Origin of the sequence: Nocardioides luti (assembly GCF_014212315.1) — a bacterium.
Taxonomy (GTDB): domain Bacteria; phylum Actinomycetota; class Actinomycetes; order Propionibacteriales; family Nocardioidaceae; genus Nocardioides; species Nocardioides luti.
In genome coordinates, this window is record NZ_JACKXE010000001.1 from 117,043 (window position 1) to 134,754 (window position 17,712).

At 73.0% G+C, this 17,712-nt stretch carries 26 protein-coding genes; 13 read left to right on the forward strand and 13 right to left on the reverse strand.

Annotated elements, in window-relative coordinates; all coding sequences use genetic code 11:
- Nucleotides 1-14: 14 nt before the first annotated feature.
- Together H5V45_RS00485 and H5V45_RS00490 are read right to left on the reverse strand one after the other, a co-directional pair.
- Nucleotides 15-470 carry a hypothetical protein gene (locus H5V45_RS00485; RefSeq protein ID WP_185251126.1) on the reverse strand — a complete coding sequence of 152 codons (456 nt, stop codon included), beginning with the start codon at nt 468-470 and terminating at the stop codon, nt 15-17.
- Entirely contained in the window at nt 467-853 is a 387-nt protein-coding gene (locus tag H5V45_RS00490) for a hypothetical protein (protein WP_185251127.1), read from the reverse strand. The genes H5V45_RS00485 and H5V45_RS00490 overlap by 4 nt, the downstream gene beginning before the upstream one ends.
- A gap of 86 nt (nt 854-939) precedes the next feature.
- On the opposite strand from H5V45_RS00490, the gene H5V45_RS00495 reads away from it, so the two are divergent.
- Nucleotides 940-1,149, forward strand: coding sequence for a hypothetical protein (locus tag H5V45_RS00495; protein ID WP_185251128.1), 210 nt, complete (start codon nt 940-942; stop codon nt 1,147-1,149).
- A gap of 74 nt (nt 1,150-1,223) precedes the next feature.
- Nucleotides 1,224-1,865 (forward strand): M50 family metallopeptidase, encoded by a 642-nt coding sequence (locus H5V45_RS00500; protein WP_343061350.1) that lies wholly within the window; start codon nt 1,224-1,226, stop codon nt 1,863-1,865.
- Nucleotides 1,866-1,872: 7 nt separating this feature from the next.
- Here H5V45_RS00500 and H5V45_RS00505 read toward each other — a convergent pair whose 3' ends face one another.
- Nucleotides 1,873-3,672, reverse strand: a complete 1,800-nt coding sequence (locus tag H5V45_RS00505) for a SpoIIE family protein phosphatase (protein WP_185251129.1) — start codon at nt 3,670-3,672, stop codon at nt 1,873-1,875.
- Between the two features lie 72 nt (nt 3,673-3,744).
- Here H5V45_RS00505 and H5V45_RS00510 point away from each other — a divergent pair, with 72 nt between their 5' ends.
- Genes H5V45_RS00510 through H5V45_RS00520 form a run of 3 tightly spaced genes read left to right on the forward strand, consistent with a single transcriptional unit; the run spans nt 3,745 to nt 5,946 of the window.
- Complete coding sequence (locus H5V45_RS00510) at nt 3,745-4,617, forward strand: TIGR03560 family F420-dependent LLM class oxidoreductase (protein ID WP_185251130.1); 873 nt, start codon at nt 3,745-3,747, stop codon at nt 4,615-4,617.
- A gap of 25 nt (nt 4,618-4,642) precedes the next feature.
- On the forward strand, nt 4,643-5,431 hold the full coding sequence (locus H5V45_RS00515; RefSeq protein ID WP_185251131.1) for a metallophosphoesterase family protein: 789 nt from the start codon (nt 4,643-4,645) through the stop codon (nt 5,429-5,431).
- The gene (locus tag H5V45_RS00520) at nt 5,428-5,946 is read left to right on the forward strand and encodes a P-loop NTPase family protein (protein WP_185251132.1); all 519 of its coding nucleotides are present in this window, start codon (nt 5,428-5,430) and stop codon (nt 5,944-5,946) included. Before H5V45_RS00515 ends, H5V45_RS00520 begins: the two co-directional genes overlap by 4 nt.
- Before the next feature lie 4 nt (nt 5,947-5,950).
- Here H5V45_RS00520 and H5V45_RS00525 read toward each other — a convergent pair whose 3' ends face one another.
- A complete protein-coding gene (locus H5V45_RS00525; protein ID WP_185251133.1) occupies nt 5,951-7,138 on the reverse strand; it encodes an RNA polymerase sigma factor in 1,188 nt (395 codons plus the stop codon).
- A 16-nt stretch (nt 7,139-7,154) separates the two neighbouring features.
- Nucleotides 7,155-7,565: a YciI family protein gene (locus H5V45_RS00530; protein ID WP_185251134.1), complete on the reverse strand. Its 411-nt coding sequence runs from the start codon at nt 7,563-7,565 to the stop codon at nt 7,155-7,157.
- 163 nt (nt 7,566-7,728) lie between these two features.
- On the opposite strand from H5V45_RS00530, the gene H5V45_RS00535 reads away from it, so the two are divergent.
- The 4 genes from H5V45_RS00535 to H5V45_RS00550 are packed head-to-tail and all read left to right on the forward strand — an operon-like array spanning nt 7,729 to nt 10,129.
- Entirely contained in the window at nt 7,729-8,046 is a 318-nt protein-coding gene (locus H5V45_RS00535; RefSeq protein ID WP_185251135.1) for an ArsR/SmtB family transcription factor, read from the forward strand.
- Nucleotides 8,043-8,582 (forward strand): SRPBCC domain-containing protein, encoded by a 540-nt coding sequence (locus tag H5V45_RS00540; RefSeq protein ID WP_185251136.1) that lies wholly within the window; start codon nt 8,043-8,045, stop codon nt 8,580-8,582. Before H5V45_RS00535 ends, H5V45_RS00540 begins: the two co-directional genes overlap by 4 nt.
- A gap of 47 nt (nt 8,583-8,629) precedes the next feature.
- Nucleotides 8,630-9,328, forward strand: coding sequence for a class I SAM-dependent methyltransferase (locus tag H5V45_RS00545; protein WP_185251137.1), 699 nt, complete (start codon nt 8,630-8,632; stop codon nt 9,326-9,328).
- Nucleotides 9,329-9,346: 18 nt separating this feature from the next.
- Nucleotides 9,347-10,129: a class I SAM-dependent methyltransferase gene (locus H5V45_RS00550; protein WP_185251138.1), complete on the forward strand. Its 783-nt coding sequence runs from the start codon at nt 9,347-9,349 to the stop codon at nt 10,127-10,129.
- A gap of 15 nt (nt 10,130-10,144) precedes the next feature.
- Here the strand turns inward: H5V45_RS00550 and H5V45_RS00555 are convergent, their stop codons facing one another.
- The 4 genes from H5V45_RS00555 to H5V45_RS00570 are packed head-to-tail and all read right to left on the reverse strand — an operon-like array spanning nt 10,145 to nt 11,364.
- A complete protein-coding gene (locus tag H5V45_RS00555; protein WP_185251139.1) occupies nt 10,145-10,498 on the reverse strand; it encodes a hypothetical protein in 354 nt (117 codons plus the stop codon).
- A 50-nt stretch (nt 10,499-10,548) separates the two neighbouring features.
- On the reverse strand, nt 10,549-10,803 hold the full coding sequence (locus H5V45_RS00560) for a DUF3072 domain-containing protein (protein ID WP_185251140.1): 255 nt from the start codon (nt 10,801-10,803) through the stop codon (nt 10,549-10,551).
- A 55-nt stretch (nt 10,804-10,858) separates the two neighbouring features.
- Nucleotides 10,859-11,116 (reverse strand): Txe/YoeB family addiction module toxin, encoded by a 258-nt coding sequence (locus tag H5V45_RS00565; RefSeq protein WP_185251141.1) that lies wholly within the window; start codon nt 11,114-11,116, stop codon nt 10,859-10,861.
- Nucleotides 11,113-11,364, reverse strand: a complete 252-nt coding sequence (locus tag H5V45_RS00570) for a type II toxin-antitoxin system Phd/YefM family antitoxin (RefSeq protein ID WP_185251142.1) — start codon at nt 11,362-11,364, stop codon at nt 11,113-11,115. The genes H5V45_RS00565 and H5V45_RS00570 overlap by 4 nt, the downstream gene beginning before the upstream one ends.
- A gap of 76 nt (nt 11,365-11,440) precedes the next feature.
- On the opposite strand from H5V45_RS00570, the gene H5V45_RS00575 reads away from it, so the two are divergent.
- Both H5V45_RS00575 and H5V45_RS00580 read left to right on the forward strand, forming a co-directional pair.
- Nucleotides 11,441-12,211 (forward strand): class I SAM-dependent methyltransferase, encoded by a 771-nt coding sequence (locus tag H5V45_RS00575; protein ID WP_185251143.1) that lies wholly within the window; start codon nt 11,441-11,443, stop codon nt 12,209-12,211.
- 42 nt (nt 12,212-12,253) lie between these two features.
- Complete coding sequence (locus H5V45_RS00580) at nt 12,254-12,985, forward strand: class I SAM-dependent DNA methyltransferase (RefSeq protein ID WP_185251144.1); 732 nt, start codon at nt 12,254-12,256, stop codon at nt 12,983-12,985.
- Nucleotides 12,986-12,994: 9 nt separating this feature from the next.
- Here H5V45_RS00580 and H5V45_RS00585 read toward each other — a convergent pair whose 3' ends face one another.
- From H5V45_RS00585 to H5V45_RS00600, 4 genes are read right to left on the reverse strand one after another with little or no spacing between them, the layout of a single operon-like run.
- Complete coding sequence (locus H5V45_RS00585; RefSeq protein ID WP_185251145.1) at nt 12,995-15,373, reverse strand: ATP-binding cassette domain-containing protein; 2,379 nt, start codon at nt 15,371-15,373, stop codon at nt 12,995-12,997.
- Between the two features lie 42 nt (nt 15,374-15,415).
- Entirely contained in the window at nt 15,416-15,643 is a 228-nt protein-coding gene (locus H5V45_RS00590; RefSeq protein WP_221633842.1) for a hypothetical protein, read from the reverse strand.
- 5 nt (nt 15,644-15,648) lie between these two features.
- Nucleotides 15,649-16,059, reverse strand: coding sequence for a VOC family protein (locus tag H5V45_RS00595; RefSeq protein WP_185251147.1), 411 nt, complete (start codon nt 16,057-16,059; stop codon nt 15,649-15,651).
- Nucleotides 16,060-16,064: 5 nt separating this feature from the next.
- Nucleotides 16,065-16,460, reverse strand: coding sequence for a helix-turn-helix transcriptional regulator (locus H5V45_RS00600; protein WP_221634070.1), 396 nt, complete (start codon nt 16,458-16,460; stop codon nt 16,065-16,067).
- A gap of 122 nt (nt 16,461-16,582) precedes the next feature.
- Here H5V45_RS00600 and H5V45_RS00605 point away from each other — a divergent pair, with 122 nt between their 5' ends.
- Both H5V45_RS00605 and H5V45_RS00610 read left to right on the forward strand, forming a co-directional pair.
- Nucleotides 16,583-17,332, forward strand: coding sequence for a class I SAM-dependent methyltransferase (locus H5V45_RS00605; protein WP_185251149.1), 750 nt, complete (start codon nt 16,583-16,585; stop codon nt 17,330-17,332).
- A 199-nt stretch (nt 17,333-17,531) separates the two neighbouring features.
- A complete protein-coding gene (locus H5V45_RS00610; protein ID WP_185251150.1) occupies nt 17,532-17,693 on the forward strand; it encodes a hypothetical protein in 162 nt (53 codons plus the stop codon).
- Nucleotides 17,694-17,712 lie beyond the last annotated feature (19 nt).

Sequence of the window (17,712 nt, forward strand, 5' to 3'; positions counted from 1 at the left end):
GGTCCGCGGCGGGCCTACGAGGACGCGGGCACGGCCGTGTGGTCGGGATCGCCGTGCGTGCGGCGGTCCTCCTTCATCTCCGCCTCGAACAGGTGGCGGCGACCGCCGACCAGCTCCTCGCGCGCCCGCTCCTCGAGCGAGCGGAACGCGGCGTAGTAGCCGTCGTCGTACTCCTCGACGACCTGGAAGGTCCAGCGGCCCTCGAGGATGTTGCGGCCCACCAGCTCGCGCTCGATCCGGTCCGCGAGCTCGGCGTGCCCGGCCTCGCGCAGCCCGTCGACGCCCTCGCCGAGGGTGAGGTCGGCGGTCCCGGACAGGCGGTGGAAGGCGTAGAGGTGGCCGCGCGCCGCCTCCACCGCCTCGAGCGCCTCGGAGACCTTGCCCAGCGCCTCGACGGTGGCGTCGGAGACGCCGTCGGGGCGGCGGTGCTCGGGGGAGGGGCGGTCGGCGTGGGCGGACGGGTCGGTCATGGGGTGGCCTCCAGGGCGGCGAGCAGGGCGGACGGGTCGGCGACCGTGACGGTGGCGCCAGGGTGGCGGATCAGGCCGGTGGGGTCGATCCCCTTGACCGGCGTGCGGAAGGTGACGCAGACGGCGCGCTCGCCGTTGGTCGCGAAGGTGACGCCACGGTCCGTGAGCGACAGGTGGGCCGGGCCGGCGGTGCGCAGCCACGCGAAGCCGCCCGTGACGGTCGCCGACGCGACGTTGGCGAGCGGCGTGCGCAGCGACCACGGGCCGAAGCGGACGCGGAGCTGGCCGTCGGCGACCTCGACCCAGGTGGTGGCCGGCACGACGCCGAAGAGGAGGGCGGGCAACCGGTAGGACCGGTCGAAGGCGAAGCGGAACCGGCTCATCCCGTGAGCCTAGGGGCGCGCCCGGCACGGCCGATCCCTCCCCGCGGGTGAGGAGCCGCCTTGGGCCGGGCCCCTAGGTTGGCGCCATGACCAACGAGAACCTCGAAGCAGTCCAGGCCGTCGTCGACCGCGTCTCGTCCTACCAGGAGAGCGCCCCCGAGGGGACCGTCGAGAAGGAGCTCCGCGACGGCTTCGCCGAGACCGGCGTCCAGGTCGACGACGCCGACGTGGCCAAGCTCGTCGCCGCGATCGAGGCCGGCGACGGCAGCGTCTCGGCGCAGGACGTGCTGGCCTGATCCTGGACGGCCTGGGTCGCGTCTGGGACGACGTCGTCGGCACCCAGCCGCCACCGACGTCGCCGGTCGTGTGGGTGACCGGCCTGGTGGCGCTGGTGCTCGTCGCCGTGCCGGTGACCTGGTCGATCGGCCGGCACGTCGTGACGATCGCCCACGAGGGCTCACACGGAGTCGCGGCGCTCCTGAGCGGCCGCCGGCTCGCCGGCATCCGCCTGCACTCGGACACCTCGGGGCTGACGGTCTCCCGCGGCCGGCCGACGGGCCCGGGGATGGTCGCGACGGCGGCCGCCGGCTACGTCGGCCCGGGGCTGCTGGGTCTCGGCGCGGCGTACCTCCTGCGCGAGCGGCACGCCCTCGCGGTGCTCTGGCTGGCGGTGCTGCTGCTCGGCCTGCTGCTGCTCCAGATCCGCAACTTCTACGGGCTGTACGCCGTGCTCGTCGCCGGCCTGGGCGTCTTCGCCGTTTCCTGGTGGGCCGACGAGCAGCTGCAGTCGTGGGTGGCGTACGCCGGCACGTGGTTCCTCCTGCTGGCGGCGCCGCGACCGGTGCTCGAGCTCCAGGCGCAGCGCCGCCGCGGCCGCGCCCGCACCTCGGACGCCGACACGCTCGCCCGGCTGACCCGCGTCCCCGGGCTGGTCTGGGTGGGCGTCTTCCTGCTCGTGACCGTCGGCTGCCTGGTGCTCGGTGCCGGGTGGCTGCTGGCCCGCGCGCGCTGAGGCCGGGTCAGGGCAGCTGCACGGCGAGGGCGACGACGTCGTCGAAGCCGCTGCCGAACTGCATGCTCACCGCGTCGATGACCGCCTGCGGGCCCTCGTGGTGCCGGGCGGCGAGGACGTCGCCGAGCTCGTCCATCTGGACGTCCAGGTCGACGCCGGGCAGCTCGATGACGCCGTCGGAGTAGAAGAGCACCGTCGAGCCGGTGGGCACCTCGATCGTGCTGTCGTGGCGCCGGCCGTCGTACAGGTCGCGGTAGCCGAACAGCAGGCCCTGGTCCTCGGCGCTGAGCTCGAGGCGCCGGACCGAGCCGTCGGGCCCGGCCAGCAGCGGTGGCGGGTGGCCGGCGGAGGTCCAGGTCATCGACCAGGCACCGGTCGTCGCGTGCCGCGAGAGGAACGCGAGCACGGCCGTGCCGCGGGCGTCGACGTCGAGGGCCTGGCAGGCCGACTCGAAGTGGGTGAAGACGTCGGCCGGCCCGGCTCCCGGGCGGTCGAAGGCGGCCTGGCGAAGCATCGCGCGGGCCTGGCCCATGACGGCGGCCGCCGGGATGTCGTGGCCGATCACGTCGCCGACGGTCACGGCGACGACCAGGTCGTGCTCGGGGTCGGTCGGGGGCAGCACGATGGCGTCGTACCAGTCGCCGCCCACCCACTCCTCGGCCGTGGCGGCGACGTAGCACGCGGCCATCGGTAGCCCGGGCACGTCCGGCAGGGTGGTCAGCATGGCCTGCTGCAGCTGGTGGGCCACGCCGGTCCGCCGCTCGATGAGCTGGGCGCGCTCGAGCGCCTGGCCGACGTACGACCCGAGCGCCATCGCCATCAGGCACTCCTGCTCGTCGAGCGCGCGGGGCACGTCCCAGAGCATCTCGATGACGCCCACGAGCCCGCTCGACCCGGTGACCGGCACGCAGAGGACGGCGCGGACCTCGGAGTCGGCGTGGTGCTCGCGCAGCGCGGCGAGGTCCTGCACGCCGAAGGCGACCGTGGCGTCCTCGGCGAGGTCGTCCTGCGCCACGAGCGCGCCGCGCTCGGCCGCCTCGAGCACGGCGGGGGAGATCCCCTCGCCCTGCAGGTCGTCGATCAGGTGCAGCCAGACCAGGCGGAAGCCCTCGATCCCGTCGACCAGGTGCTGGAGGCGGGTGCGGACGCCGAGCTCGGTGCGCGTCTCGTTGAGCGACTCGGCGATGGACAGCATGCGTCGCGAGCGCGCGATCTCGGTCGTGAGCTGCGCCTCGATCCGGTCGCGGCGCTCGCGGTCGCGCTGGGCATCCAGGCGGGCGACCCGGAGCCGGATCTCGTTGCTGCAGTCGCGGGCGAGGTCCTCCAGCAGGGTGAGGTGCTCGGGGGTCCAGTCCCGCGGCTCGCCGTCGATCGCGCAGAGGGAGCCGAGGACGTAGCCGTCGTCGTCGGTCAGCGGGAAGCCGGCGTACGCCACCACGCCGAGCTCGGAGACGGCCAGGTTGTCGGCGACGAGTGGCTCGCGCGACGCGTCGGAGATGACCAGCGGCTCCGCCGAGGTGACGACGTGCTGGCAGAAGGAGTGGCTCAGCGGGGTCGCCCGCCGCTCGGCCCACGGCATCGGCAGTCCGCACATGCCGGGGAACAGCTGCTCGTCGCCTGTCACCAGCGACACGAGGGCCACCGGCACCTCGAGGAGCTCGCGGACCCGGTGGGCGAACCGCTCCATCGCCGGGTCGGACTCCTGACTCAGCCCGAGCTCCCGGAGCGCGGCGATCCGCCCGGCGTCGCCCAGGGGGCGTCGGGAGGGGTCGGCGTCACGCCGGGCCGAGTCCGAGAGAACGGTCACGACCAAAACGCTACCGGGCCCGGAGCCGCTCCGTGCCGTTCTGGGTGAACGGGGCGGGGCTAGGTTGGCCACGTGAAACTGGGAATCCACTACGCCAACTTCAGCCACCCCGACTGGTCCGCGCGCCTCACCGAGCGCCTCACCGAGACGGCGCGGGTCGCCGACCAGGGCGGCGTCGACCTGCTGACGGTGATGGACCACTGGTTCCAGATGGAGAACCTCGGCGGCCCGCCGGAGCCGATGCTGGAGGGCTACACCACGCTCGGCTACCTCGCCGCCGTCACGGAGCGGGTGCGGCTCAGCCTGCTGGTCACGGGCGTGACCTACCGGCACCCGGGTCTCCTCGCCAAGACCGTCACCACGCTCGACGTGCTCTCGGGCGGCCGCGCGATGCTCGGCATCGGGGCGGCGTGGTACGACCGCGAGCACCACGGCCTCGGCGTGCCCTTCCCCTCGACGTCGGAGCGCTTCGAGCGGCTCGAGGAGACGCTGCAGGTCGTGCACCAGATGTGGAGCGACGAGGACGGCGCGTACGCCGGCACGCACTACCGGCTCGCCGAGACGGTCTGCGTCCCGCCGCCGGTCCAGCGCCCGCACCCGCCGATCCTAATCGGGGGCAGCGGCGAGAAGAAGACGCTCCGGCTGGTCGCGCAGTACGCCGACGCCTGCAACCTCTTCGGCGAGAGCGCCGAGGTCGTCGCCCACAAGCTCGACGTGCTCCGCGGCCACTGCGACACCCTCGGCCGCGACTACGACGAGATCGAGAAGACCGTCATCGCGATGGGCGACCCGCTCGGCGACCCGGACGGCTTCGTCCGCGACGCCGCGGCGTACGCCGCCCTCGGCATCACCCTGCTCACCACGATGCCGTCCGGCGACGACCCGGTCGCCGGCACCACCGAGGTCTGCGAGCGGATCGTGCCGCGGCTGGCCCAGCTGGGCTGACCCCGGCGCTCGCTAGGGTCGGGGCGTGGCTCTCGAACGACTGGCGCTGATCTCGGACGTGCACGGCAACCTCACCGCCCTCGAGGCGGTGCTGGCGGACATCGACGCCCGGGGGATCACGCGGATCTTCAACCTCGGCGACTACGTGGGCAAGGGTCCGCGCGGCCGCGAGGTCGTCGAGCTGTGCCGCGAGCGGTGCGAGGTCAACATCCTGGGCAACTGGGACGACTTCCTCCCGGACCCGGCTCGCGAGTTCGACAACGACGCGTTGCGCTGGTGGCTCGACCAGCTGGGGCCGGGGCAGGGCGAGTGGCTGCGCGCGCTGCCGTTCAGCCACGACTTCGTGATGAGCGGGCGCCGGATCCGGCTGTTCCACGCCTCCGAGGAGACGGTGCACCGGCGGGTGCGCTTCGACCACGACGAGGCGGAGTTCCTCGGCCTGTTCACCAACACCCCGGCGACCGGCGACGGCCCCGTGCCCGACGTCGTGGGGTACGCCGACACCCACGACCCGTACTACGAGACCGACCGCGAGCGCCGCACCGTCTTCAACACCGGCAGCGTCGGCAACTGCATGGGGGATCCCACCCCGGTCTACGTCGTCCTCGAGGGCGAGATGGACTCCGAGGTCGACGCGCCGTTCTCGATCACGTTCGTCCGCGTTCCCTACGACTGGGAGGCCGAGCTGGCCGTCGCGGCCGAGATGGGGCTGCCGCACCTCGACGGCTACACCGTCGAGATCCGCGACGGCGTCTACCGCGGCAACCTCGCGGCCGGCGAGGAGCCGGACTACCACCGCTCGCCCCGGCCGTGACCCGACGCGTCCTCGTCTACGGCGTCACCGGGTCCGGCAAGAGCACCGCCGCCGCCCGGATCGCCGAGCGGACCGGCCTGCCGCTGACGCTCGTCGACGAGCTCACCTGGCTGCCCGGCTGGGTGCCGCTCGAGGTCGAGGCGCAGCGCGAGCTCTTCGCGGAGATCGTCGCGGGGGAGCGGTGGGTGCTCGACTCGGCGTACAGCCACTGGATCGACCTCGTCCTGGCCCGCACGGACCTGGTCGTCGGCCTCGACTACCCGCGCTGGCTCTCGCTCTCCCGGCTGGTCCGGCGCACCGTGCGGCGCGCGACCGACAAGCGGCCGGTCTGCAACGGCAACACCGAGTCGTGGCGCCAGCTCCTGTCGCGGGACTCCATCGTGGGCTGGCACTTCCAGTCGTTCGCGCGCAAGCGCGCCCGGATGCGGGCGTGGGCCGGCGACCCGACGAAGCCCGAGGTGCTGCTCTTCCGGCGGCCCCGTGACCTGGAGCGCTGGATCGCGACGCTCGGCTGAGCCGTCAGGCCCCCGCCCGGGCGCGGGCCGCCTGGCGCACCAGGTGGTCGCGCTCGGCGACGACGGTGGCGCGCCGGGCCGCCTCGGCGTACGCCGTCGCCGCGGCCGCCAGGTCGCCGCCGAGCTCGTGCAGGTGACCGCGGACCGCGTGCCAGCGGTGTCGGTCACCGAGCACGTCGCGCAGCCGCTCGGTCTCGCGGAGCCCGGCCTCGGGACCGAGCGCGTGACCCACGGCCACCGCCCGCGCCAGCACGGCGGCGGGATCCCGGCGGACCGGGTCGTCGGTGAGGGCGACGAGGTCGTCGTACCACGCCAGCACCTGGGGCCAGTCGGTCTCCTCGGCGCTCGCGGCGTCGTCGTGCAGGGCCGCGATGGCCGCCTCGACCTGGTAGCGGCCGGGCCGCCCCGCGGCCAGCGCGGACTGCAGCACGCGCACCCCCTCGGCGATCTCCCTCGTGTCCCAGCGCGAGCGGTCCTGGCGGTCGAGCGTGACGATCCGGCCCTGCGCGTCGAGCCGGGCCGGGAGACGAGCGTGGTGGAGCAGCATCAGCGCCAGCAGCCCCCGCGCCTCGGGCTCGTCGGTCGCGAGGGTGAGCTGGCGGGCCAGCCGGATCGCCTCGGCGGCCAGGTCGACACGACCCGCGTGCGCGGTCGAGTAGACGAGGTAGAGCACCCGGAGCACGACGGCCAGGTCGCCGGGCCGGTCGAGCCGCACCCCGGCGAGCGAGCGCTTGGCCCGGCTGATCCGCTGCGCCATCGTCGCCTCGGGCACGAAGAAGGCCTCGGCGATCTCGCGGGTGGTCAGCCCGCCCACGGCCCGCAGCGCCAGCGCCACCTGGGAGGCGGGGGAGAGGTCCGGGTGGCAGCAGCAGAACAGGAGCAGCAGGGTGTCGTCGCCCTCCTCCGTCACCCCGGGCTCCGGCGCGGCCGCGGTCGGCTGCTCCCGGCGCCGCCGGGCCGCCTCGCTGCGGCGGGCGTCGACGAGCCGCCTCGTCGCCACCGTGGTCAGCCATGCGCGCGCATCCCGCGGCGGGTGGTCGGGCCACACGCGGAGCGCCTCGAGCAGCGCCTCCTGCAGGGCGTCCTCGGCCGCGTCGAAGTCCTCCCCACGACGCACCAGCCCCGCGAGCACCCGGGGGACGAGGGCGCGCAGGGCGGCCTCGTCCACGACGGGTGTCGGGTGCTCGGTCATCGGTCCGGTCGTCCGGTCAGTCGTCGGCGGGACCGTCGGACATGACCTCGCGCACGTCGATCCACTCGTACATCGGCTCGCCGCCCTGGCCCGGCTCCGAGGAGACGTACGCCGCCAGCTCGAGCGCCCGCTCGCGGGACTCGACGTCGACCATGTACCAGCCGGCCACCAGGTCGCTTGTCTCGGGCGAGGGGCCGTCGGTGGTGACCGGAGCGGCATCCGGGCCGCCGTACCGCACGAAGGTGCGCTCGGGGGTGAGCGCCTGCGCGTCGACGAACTCGCCGGTCTCGACGAGCATCTCGCTGACGTGCCGCAGGAAGGCCATGTGCGCCTCGACGTCCTCGGGCGCCCACTGGTCCAGCGGGGGAGAGGGACGGTGCTGCTCGGGGCCACCGCGGTAGTGCTTGAGGAGCAGGTACTTCGGCATCGTTGCCTCCTGGGTCGTGGGCCGCGTCCGTCACGGTCCTCACGTGGTGAGCGGAGCGGGGCGGCGGTCCTCGACATGCAACCACGGGTCTCCGACGAAATTCTCGGAGAAGATCTTTAGCGTACCCTTGCGGGTACGTACCTAACCGGATACATTCTTTCCCATGGACGCCATCCTGCACGCACTCGCCGACGGCAGTCGGCGCACCGTGCTCGAGATGCTCCGCGAGGGCCCGGCGACCGCCGGCGACCTCGCGGAGGCGCTGCCGATCGCCCGCCCGGGCGTGTCGCGGCACCTGCGGGTGCTGCGCGAGGCCGGCCTGGTCGACGTCCGCCAGGAGGCGCAGCGCCGGATCTACAGCCTGCGACCCCAGCCGCTCGCCGAGGTGGACGACTGGCTGGGGGAGTACCGCGCGTTGTGGCAGCACCGCCTCGACGCCCTGCACACCGAGATCGCTCGGGGGAAGAAGGAACGGACATGACGAGCACGGAGACCACCAGCACCGGGACCATGCGCGACCTCGACGGCGTCACGGGCGCCGTCCGCGTCGAGGACGTCTACGACACCGACATCGACGACCTGTGGGCCGCGTGCACCACGCCGGCGCGGCTCTCGCGCTGGATCGCCGAGGTGGCGGGCGAGCTGCGCGAGGGCGCGACGTTCGACGCGGTGCTGACCAGCACCTGGTCCGGCCCGGTCCGGATCGACGTCTGCGACGCGCCGAGGCACCTGCTGCTGACGATGGAGCCGGGCGCCGCCGACGAGACCCGGGTCGAGGCCTGGCTGACGACCGAGGGGAGCGGCACGCGGCTCGTCGTCGAGGAGCGCGGGCTCCCGCTGGACAAGATGCACTTCTACGCGGCCGGTTGGCAGGCGCACGTCGACGACCTCGGTCGCTCGCTGGTCACCGACGGCGCCGTGCACCCGGACGGCTGGTCCGCCGAGGCGCCGGCGGCGGGTTGGCGGGCGCGCTGGGACGAGCTGACCCCGGCGTACCGCGAGGCCTCGGGCGGCTGAGCTGAGGTGATCTAGGGTCCTCCTGACCGTCCGACCTCGGGAGTCCCATGAGAGCCGACCACTACGACTCGTTCGCGGAGAGCTACGCCCACCAGAACGAGACCGGCCTGTTCAACGCCCACTACGAGAAGCCCGCGATGCTCGCGCTCGCCGGTGACGTCGCCGGGCGCCGCGTCCTCGACGCAGGGTGCGGCGCCGGCCCGATGGCCGCGGCCCTCCGCGAGCGCGGGGCGGCCGTGACCGGCTTCGACGCCAGCCCCGCCATGGTGCGGCTGGCCCGGAGCCGTCTCGGGGACGACGTGCCGGTGCTCGTGGCCGATCTCACCGCGCCGCTGCCGTTCGGCGACGAGGAGTTCGACGACGTCGTCGCGTCGCTGGTGCTGCACTACCTGGAGGACTGGTCGGGACCGCTCGCCGAGCTGCGCCGCGTGCTGCGGCCCGGTGGGCGGCTGCTGGTGTCGGTGAACCACCCCGTCATCCGGCCGGTCGTGTACCCCGACGAGGACTACTTCGCGACTTCGGCCTACACCGAGGACTACGAGTTCGGCGACCAGACCGTCCCGCTGACCTTCTGGCACCGGCCGCTGCACGCGATGACCGACGCGTTCGGTCGGGCCGGCTTCCGCATCGTGACGATCGGCGAGCCGCCGTACGACCCCGCGACGCCGCGCGAGCTGCTGCCCGAGGGCCTCGGCGACCGGACGGCGTTCCTGTGCTTCCTGTTCTTCGTGCTGGAGACGGCGTAGGCGAGGGGAGTGGTGCCCATGGACGATCCGGACCCGGGCTCACGCGGCGACGCGAGCGCGCCGTGGCAGACGCTCTCGGCGGGCTTCGAGCAGGCCCGTGCGCGCGAGGACTCGTTGGACCGGCTGGTGGAGTGGCCGGCGCAGCGCGCGCTGCTCGGTGACGTCACCGGGCTGGCCGTCCTCGACGCCGGCTGCGGCAACGGGGCGAAGATCGTGCAGCTCGCCGACGAGGGCGCGGCCGCGGCGGTCGGCGTGGACATCAGCGGCAACTTCCTCGACGTGCCAGCAGGCGTGGAGCTGCTGGTGGGCGACCTGTCCGACCTGGCCGCCGTCCCGGGGCTCGCGGGACGGCGCTTCGACCGGATCCTGTTCCTGCAGTCCTTCGGGTACGCCGCCGACGGCGTGCGGGCCCTGCGGACCGCCCGGCAGATGCTCACCGAGGACGGCTTCATCCTGCTCACGCGCACGCAGCCGGTCCGCTACGCGCTGGAGCAGGCGGAGCGGAACGGCACGTCGCTGGGCGAGGAGTACTTCGCCACGGAGCCGTTCACGTACCGCCACCGTGGCTGGGACGAGCAGGTGGTGCTCACCAAGCGTCCGTACACGATGTCGGACCTGCTCAACACCTTCAGTGCCGCCGGCCTGTGGCCGGAGACGACGGTCGAGCCGCAGCTGTCCGCCGAGGCCGCGGAGCGTCACCCGCACAAGCAGGCGGTGCTGAACGCCTACCTCGGCATCCTGGTGTTCAAGCTGCGGCCGCTGCCGACCGCGTGGTTGGAGGAGCGGCTCGATCAACACTAACTGACATAATGCCAGTTATCGGCGGTATGTCGTGAGGGCAGCCGTACGCCTCTTCCGGGCGCTCAGACGACGCCCGCACCACAGTGCCACGACACCGGCGCCCGCCACCGCGAACGTCGCGGCCGCCGCGAGCTGACCCAGCTCCAGCGCCGGCGAGTCGGGACGCTCGGCGTCGACGAGGTCGAACGACCGGCCCCAGAGGAACCAGTACGCCACGAAGCCGACCCCGGACGCGACGCCCAGGCTGGCCGTCGAGAACGTCACCCAGCGAGGCTGGGGCGAGCTCAGCAGCATGATGCACGTCGTCAGGACCAGCAACGGCGCACCCGCGAGCGCTGCGGTGAACGCGAGGTCGCCCAGGGTCTGCACGGCTCCAGTCTGCGTCACCCGGCGTGCCGGGTTGTCGCAGCCCCACCGGATCAGGCCGGGCCGGAGCTCTCGCCCTGGAGCCGGTCGATGTGCTCGGACGCCTCGGCCTTGGTGAGCGACGCCGGCAGCGTCTCGCCGTGGTCGCGGGCCAGGGTGTCGAGGTAGCTCTTCTGGGCGCCGGTCATCGGCTCGTCGCCGGTCACCCAGTCCTGCGGGTCCTTCTCGGTCGTGTTGTTGGCGTCGCCGCCGATGGTCTCCTCGGTGGCGCCGATCTCTTCGGTCGAATGCGTGTTCGATTCAGTCATGGGGCGACCGTACCCGGCCATCCCCACGACAAACCCACGGACGTGGAAGAGTCCTTCACTCGTAGTGGTACCGGCACGCCGCGACCCGGATCTCCCCGTCCGCCATCTTGTAGACCAAGCGGTGCTCGTCGGTGATGCGCCGCGACCAGTAGCCGTGGAAGCCGTGCTTGAGCGGCTCGGGCTTGCCGATCCCCTCGTTGCCGCCGCGCTGCACGTCCTTCAGCAGCGTGTTGATGCGGCGCAGCACCTTGCGGTCCTGGGTCTGCCACCACACGTAGTCCGCCCGGGCCGCCTCGTCCCAGACGAGCCTCACTCGACGAGGTCGTGGGGCGTGCCGGCGCCCGACTCGAGGCGCTCGATGGAGGCCAGCAGCCGGCGGGCGTTGGCCGGGTTGCGCAGGAGGTACGCCGTCTCCTTGAGCGACTCGTAGTCCTCCAGCGAGACGATCACGACCGGCTCGTGACCCGCCCGGGTGATGACGACCTCCTCCCGGTCGTCCACGACCGCGCTGAGCGTCTCGGCGTAGCGGGCTCGGGACTCGGAGTAGGACATGGTGCGCATCGGGGCTCCTCGTGACGGCGTACAGAAAAGTGTACGTCGAACACCTGTCGGACGCCAGGTCCGTCAGACTGGCTCCATGTCCTCCTCTCGCGCGCTGAGCTTCGGGTCGGTGGCGGCGACGTACGAACGCTTCCGGCCGGGCTACCCCGACGCGCTCGTCGACGCGGTCCTGGCGTACGCCGGCAGGCCGGTCCGCACGGCGCTCGAGGTCGGCGCCGGCACCGGCAAGGCGACGCGGGCCTTCGCCGCCCGCGGCATCCACGTGACGGCCACCGACCCGGACGCCGCGATGCTGGCCGAGCTGCGCCGGCACGTCCCGCCGTCCGTGACGACCCTGCGCGCGGCCTTCGAGGACCTGCCGCTGACCGAGCGGCGCGACCTGGTGCTCGCCGCGGCGTCGCTGCACTGGACCGAGCCGCTCGGCCGCTGGGAGCGGATGGCGGCGCTGCTGCACCCGGAGGGCACGGTCGCCTCCTTCGGCGGACAGCTGCACCTGGCCGACCCGCGGGTCGAGCAGGACGTGCGCGCGGCCCGGGCCGAGCACCTGGTCGAGGACGGGTTCCCGTCGCCGGACGGCACCGCGGACGAACAGGCGGAGACGGCGATGGAGTGGCCCGGGACCGAGCTGCTGGTCTCGGACCTCTTCACCGACGTGCGGCAGGTCGTCGTGGAGCGCCGCCTGGAGCAGTCGCGGGAGGAGTACGTCGGCCACCTGTCGACGATCTCGGCCTACCTCCAGCTCTCCCCCGACGTCCGCGCGCTGGTCCTCGACCGGATCCGGCAGGCGCTGCCGGAGCGCGTCGTCCTCGACGGCGACCTCACGCTGCACCTGGCGCGCCGGGCGTAATCCGGTGGCACTCCGCACGCGGGGTGACGAAGACTCCGTGCCATGACGTCGAGCGATCTCTGGGACGAGGACACGGCCGCGCGGTACGACGAGGCCTCGGCCGACATGTTCGCGCCGGACGTGCTGGACCCGGCGGTCGACCGCCTGGCCGCGCTGGCGGGCGGCGGCCGGGTGCTCGAGCTCGCGGTCGGCACGGGACGCGTGGCGATCCCGCTGGTGGCACGCGGCCTCGAGGTCGTCGGCATCGAGCTGTCGCAGCCGATGGTCGACCAGCTGCACCGCAAGTCCCCCGACCTGCCGGTCACCGTCGGCGACATGGCGACGACGACCGTGCCGGGCGAGTTCGCCCTCGTCTACGTGGTGTGGAACAGCATCAGCAACGTGCGCACCCAGGACGAGCAGATCGCCTGCTTCGCCAACGCGGCCCGCCACCTGGTGCCCGGTGGGCGCTTCGTCATCGAGCTGTGGATCCCCGGGATCCGCCGGTTCCCGCCGGGCCAGGCGGCCGTGCCGTTCCACCTCGACGAGCGGCACGCGGGCTTCGACACCTACGACATGGCCACCCAGCAGGGCACCTCGCACCACTACACGCGCCAGCCCGACGGGACCACGAGGTACGGCGCGAGCAACTTCCGCTACATCTGGCCGGCCGAGTGCGACCTGATGGCGCGCCTCGCCGGCCTCGAGCTCGAGAGCCGCCACGCCGACTGGCAGGGCGCGCCGTTCACCAACGACAGCGAGAGCCACGTGTCGGTCTGGCGCAAGCCCGCCTGACCCGGGCGCTCAGCCGCCGACGTACGCCGCCAGGTGCTGCCCGGTGAGCGTCGAGGCGTCCGCGACGAGCTGCGCCGGCGTGCCCTCGAAGACGACGAGACCGCCGTCGTGACCGGCGCCGGGGCCGAGGTCGATGATCCAGTCGGCGTGCGCCATCACGGCCTGGTGGTGCTCGATCACGACCACCGAGCGCCCGGACTCGACGAGCCGGTCCAGCAGGCCGAGCAGGTTCTCGACGTCGGCGAGGTGCAGCCCGGTGGTCGGCTCGTCGAGGACGTAGACGTCGCCCTTCTCCGCCATCTGCACCGCCAGCTTGAGCCGCTGCCGCTCCCCTCCCGACAGGGTCGTCAGCGGCTGGCCCAGGGTGACATAACCCAGCCCCACGTCCGCGAGCCGGTCGAGCACCTTGGCGGCCGCCGGCGTGGCCGCGTCGCCGGAGCCGAAGAACGCCAGGGCCTCGTCGACCGACATCGCGAGCACCTCGGCGATGTTCCGGCCGCCGAGGGTGTACTCCAGCACGGCCGCCTGGAAGCGCCGCCCCTCGCACTCCTCGCACGGCGACTCGACGGTGGCCATCACGCCGAGGTCGGTGAAGATGACGCCCGCGCCGTTGCAGGACGGGCAGGCGCCCTCGGAGTTGGAGGAGAACAGCGCCGGCTTGACGCCGTTCGCCTTCGCGAAGGCCTTGCGGATCGGCTCGAGGAGACCGGTGTACGTCGCCGGGTTGCTGCGCCGCGAGCCCTTGATCGCCCCCTGGTCGATCACGACGACGCCGTCGCGACCGGCCACCGAGCCGTGGACCAGCGAGCTCTTGCCGGACCCGGCCACCCCGGTGACGACGGTCAGCACGCCCAGCGGCAGGTCGACGTCGACGTCGCGCAGGTTGTGGGTGGAGGCGCCCCGGACCTCGAGCGCCCCCGTGGACTCGCGCACCGTCTCCTTGAGCCGGGCCCGGTCGTCGAGGTGGCGACCGGTGGTGGTGTCGCTGCCGCGCAGTCCCTCGACCGTGCCCTCGAAGCACACCTCTCCCCCGCCGGAGCCGGCGCCGGGGCCGAGGTCGACGACGTGGTCGGCGATCGCGATCGTCTCGGGCTTGTGCTCGACGACCAGCACGGTGTTGCCCTTGTCGCGCAGCTGCAGCAGCAGCGCGTTCATCCGCTCGATGTCGTGCGGGTGCAGCCCGATCGTCGGCTCGTCGAAGACGTAGGTGACGTCCGTGAGCGACGAGCCGAGGTGCCGGATCATCTTGGTCCGCTGGGCCTCTCCCCCGGACAGGGTCCCGGCGGGTCGGTCCAGCGAGAGGTAGCCGAGCCCGATCCCGGTGAACGAGTCCAGCAGGTGCTGCAGCCCCGCGAGCAGCGGCGCGACCGACGGCTCGTCCAGGTCGCGGACCCAGGCCGCGAGGTCGCTGATCTGCATCGTGCAGAGGTCGGCGATGTTCCTGCCGTCGATCTTCGAGGCCAGCGCCTCCTTCGTCAGCCGGGTGCCCCCGCAGTCCGGGCAGGACTGGAAGGTGACGGCGCGCTCGACGAAGCGGCGCACGTGCGGCTGCATCGCCTCGGGGTCCTTGGACAGCATCGACTTCTGGATCTTCGGGATGATCCCGTCGAAGGTCAGGTTGATGCCCTCGACCTTGATCTTGGTCGGCTCCGCGTAGAGCATCGTCTCGAGCTGCTTCTTGGTGAACGACGCGATCGGCTTGTCCATCGGCAGCCCGACGCCCTCGAAGAGCCGGCCGTACCACCCGTCCATCGAGTAGCCCGGGATCGTCAGGGCCCCGTCGCTGAGCGACTTCGACGCGTCGTACAACGCCGTCAGGTCGATGTCGCTCACGTTGCCGGTGCCCTCGCACCTCGGGCACATCCCGCCGAGGTAGACCGCGTCCTTGACCGCCTTCTTCTCGACCCGGCCGGCCTTCTCGGTCGACATCATCCCGCTGGCGCGGCGGGTGGGGACGTTGAAGGAGAAGGCGGTCGGCGGGCCGACGTACGGCGCCCCGAGCCGGCTGAACAGGATGCGCAGCATCGCGTGGGCGTCGGTGGCGGTCCCGACGGTGGAGCGCGGGTTGGCGCCCATCCGCTCCTGGTCCACGATGATCGCGGTCGTGAGGCCCTCGAGCCGGTCGACGTCCGGGCGGGACTGCTGCGGCATGAAGCCCTGGACGAACGCGCTGTAGGTCTCGTTGATCATCCGCGACGACTCCGCGGCGATCGTGGCGAAGACCAGCGAGCTCTTGCCGGAGCCGGAGACGCCGGTGAAGACGGTCAGCCGGCGCTTCGGCAGCTCGACGGTGACGTCCTTGAGGTTGTTCTCCCGGGCGCCCTGCACCCGGATCAGGTCGTGGGTGTCGGCGGCGTGGGGTGCGGTCCCGGTCGTCTTCGCGGCCATGCGGGTGTCGGCTCCTCGGTGCGGGTGGCGCTGGATGGTCGATCAGTCCTCGGGGAGCTCGGCGAACTCCCGCTTGGTGTTCTTGTACCAGCCCATCGCCTTGACCGGGTGCTTCCAGCGGCCCTTCATGGCCGCCAGGGCCGGCTCGTGGGCGGTGTCGCCGGCGGCGACCGCCTCGCGCAGGTGCCGGTCCTGGGCCTTGATGACGTCGTCGGCGGACTCACCGCTCAGGCCGACGTCGCAGGCACCGCCGAGCTGGCGACAGGTCATGGTCCTCACGAGATCGCCCGGATCCGCACGAGGTTGCCGGCGGGGTCGCGGAAGGCGCAGTCCCGCAGCCCGTACGGCTGGTCCGTCGGCTCCTGGACCACCTCCACGTCGTGGTCCTGGACACGTTCGAAGGTGCCGTCCAGGTCGTCGGTGGCGAGCAGGATCCAGCCGTAGGTGCCCTTGGCCATCATCTCGGTGATGGTCCGGCGCTCGTCGTCGGTGATCCCGGGATCCACGGCGGGCGGGCCGAGCAGGATCGAGGTGCCGGGCTGGTCGGGGGGCCCGACGGTGATCCAGCGCATGCGGCCCTGGCCGACGTCGGTGCGGACCTCGAAGCCCAGGACGTCGCGGTAGAACGCGACCGACGCGTCGGCGTCGTCGTGAGGGAGGACGGTGGTGTGGATGGTGAGGCTCATGCGTCTCACGCTAGGGGTCCCCGCGCCGCCGCGGCTTCTCGATTCCTGACGGATGGCGCCCGCACGGGTCGCGTGACCTGCTTGGCCAGGCAGGGGGGCATCCCCTCGGTCGTGGCCACCCCGTCGCGCCGGTACACGCTCGGCGGGACGCCCACGAGCTCGGTGAAGCGGGTGCTGAAGGTGCCGAGCGACGAGCACCCGACCGCGAAGCACACCTCGGTGACGCTCAGGTCGCCGCGCCGCAGCAGCGCCATCGCCCGCTCGATGCGCCGCGTCATCAGGTAGGCGTAGGGCGACTCGCCGTACGCCGCCCGGAAGGCGCGGCTCAGGTGCCCGGCGGACATGTGCTCGCCGCGCGCCAGCGCCTCGACGTCCAGGGGCAGGGCGTACTCGCGGTCCATCCGGTCCCGCACCCGCCGCAGCCGTGCGAGGTCGCGCAGGCGCTGGTCCTCGGGGCTGCCGGTCACGACGCCGATCGTGCCACGCCGTGCCGGCGCGCGGCCGGTGTGGCAGCGTGCCGTCCATGAGCAGGGCGTACGACGAGGACCCGGTCGACCCGCACTTCGGCGTGCCCCGCCTCGCCGCGGTGTACGACGCCCTCGACCCGGACCGCTCCGACCTGGACGCCTACGTGGCGCTGGTGGACGGGCTCGGCGCCACGTCGGTGCTCGACGTCGGCTGCGGGACCGGTGTCCTGGCCTGCCTGCTCGCCGGTCGGGGTCTCGACGTGACCGGGGTCGACCCCGCCGGGGCATCGCTGGACGTCGCGCGCGCCCGCCCCGGCGCCGAGCGGGTCACCTGGTGCCACGGGGACGCCACCGCGCTGCCGCCGCTGCAGGTCGACGTCGCCGTGATGACGGCGAACGTCGCCCAGGTCTTCCTCACCGACGAGGCCTGGGCCACGACGCTCGCGGCGGTGCACGCCGCGCTGCGACCCGGCGGGCACGTGGTGCTCGAGACCCGGGTGCCGGAGGCCGAGGCGTGGCGGGGCTGGACCCCGGAGCGGACGCACCGCCGGGTCGAGGTCGCGGGCGTCGGTGCGGTCGTCACGCGGACCGAGGTGACCGACGTGGCCCTCCCCCTGGTCTCCTTCGCGCACACGATCCACTTCGAGGCCGACGGGGCGACGTACCACTCCCCCTCCACGCTGCGCTTCCGCACGGCCACCGAGATCGGCGACAGCCTGGTCGCCGCCGGCTTCGAGCCGCCGGAGCTCCGGGAGGCGCCCGACCGGCCGGGGCTCGAGATCGTGGCGCTCGCGCGACGGCGTTAGCAGGGCATTCGCGGCCTGTCGGACAGTGCCCGTGGCGTGTCGTGACCATGGCGCATGGCCCGTTCGGGCCATGCCACCCCGGTCATTCCTCCAGACCTCGTCAAGGAGTCCTCAAGTTCCGGACATCGGTGTCCGGATCGGGGCATGGTGGTCCACAGAGCGTTGTGGGGACGCTCACCACCCCCGAGGAGAACCTGTCATGTGGGACACCGTCCAGAGCACCAGCCACCACCTGTCGCACGACCTGCCGTGCGGCCGCTGCGGGCACGCGATGCACACGTTCCTGGCCTGCTCCGACGCCTGCGCCTGCCAGCCGGCCGAGATGCCCGGCGCGCGCGGCCTGCACCCCGTCCCGGCCTGACCTCTCCGGGCTGCCAGAC

Excerpts from the sequence above, each read along its gene's own strand:
- H5V45_RS00485 (WP_185251126.1), bottom strand. The coding sequence starts at position 470 with ATGACCGACCCGTCCGCCCACGCCGACCGCCCCTCCCCCGAGCACCGC.
- H5V45_RS00490 (WP_185251127.1), bottom strand. The coding sequence starts at position 853 with ATGAGCCGGTTCCGCTTCGCCTTCGACCGGTCCTACCGGTTGCCCGCC.
- H5V45_RS00495 (WP_185251128.1), top strand. The coding sequence starts at position 940 with ATGACCAACGAGAACCTCGAAGCAGTCCAGGCCGTCGTCGACCGCGTC.
- H5V45_RS00525 (WP_185251133.1), bottom strand. The coding sequence starts at position 7,138 with ATGACCGAGCACCCGACACCCGTCGTGGACGAGGCCGCCCTGCGCGCC.
- H5V45_RS00530 (WP_185251134.1), bottom strand. The coding sequence starts at position 7,565 with ATGCCGAAGTACCTGCTCCTCAAGCACTACCGCGGTGGCCCCGAGCAG.
- H5V45_RS00535 (WP_185251135.1), top strand. The coding sequence starts at position 7,729 with ATGGACGCCATCCTGCACGCACTCGCCGACGGCAGTCGGCGCACCGTG.
- H5V45_RS00540 (WP_185251136.1), top strand. The coding sequence starts at position 8,043 with ATGACGAGCACGGAGACCACCAGCACCGGGACCATGCGCGACCTCGAC.
- H5V45_RS00545 (WP_185251137.1), top strand. The coding sequence starts at position 8,630 with ATGAGAGCCGACCACTACGACTCGTTCGCGGAGAGCTACGCCCACCAG.
- H5V45_RS00550 (WP_185251138.1), top strand. The coding sequence starts at position 9,347 with ATGGACGATCCGGACCCGGGCTCACGCGGCGACGCGAGCGCGCCGTGG.
- H5V45_RS00560 (WP_185251140.1), bottom strand. The coding sequence starts at position 10,803 with ATGACTGAATCGAACACGCATTCGACCGAAGAGATCGGCGCCACCGAG.
- H5V45_RS00570 (WP_185251142.1), bottom strand. The coding sequence starts at position 11,364 with ATGCGCACCATGTCCTACTCCGAGTCCCGAGCCCGCTACGCCGAGACG.
- H5V45_RS00575 (WP_185251143.1), top strand. The coding sequence starts at position 11,441 with ATGTCCTCCTCTCGCGCGCTGAGCTTCGGGTCGGTGGCGGCGACGTAC.
- H5V45_RS00580 (WP_185251144.1), top strand. The coding sequence starts at position 12,254 with ATGACGTCGAGCGATCTCTGGGACGAGGACACGGCCGCGCGGTACGAC.
- H5V45_RS00585 (WP_185251145.1), bottom strand. The coding sequence starts at position 15,373 with ATGGCCGCGAAGACGACCGGGACCGCACCCCACGCCGCCGACACCCAC.
- H5V45_RS00590 (WP_221633842.1), bottom strand. The coding sequence starts at position 15,643 with ATGACCTGTCGCCAGCTCGGCGGTGCCTGCGACGTCGGCCTGAGCGGT.
- H5V45_RS00595 (WP_185251147.1), bottom strand. The coding sequence starts at position 16,059 with ATGAGCCTCACCATCCACACCACCGTCCTCCCTCACGACGACGCCGAC.
- H5V45_RS00600 (WP_221634070.1), bottom strand. The coding sequence starts at position 16,460 with ATGGACCGCGAGTACGCCCTGCCCCTGGACGTCGAGGCGCTGGCGCGC.
- H5V45_RS00605 (WP_185251149.1), top strand. The coding sequence starts at position 16,583 with ATGAGCAGGGCGTACGACGAGGACCCGGTCGACCCGCACTTCGGCGTG.
- H5V45_RS00610 (WP_185251150.1), top strand. The coding sequence starts at position 17,532 with ATGTGGGACACCGTCCAGAGCACCAGCCACCACCTGTCGCACGACCTG.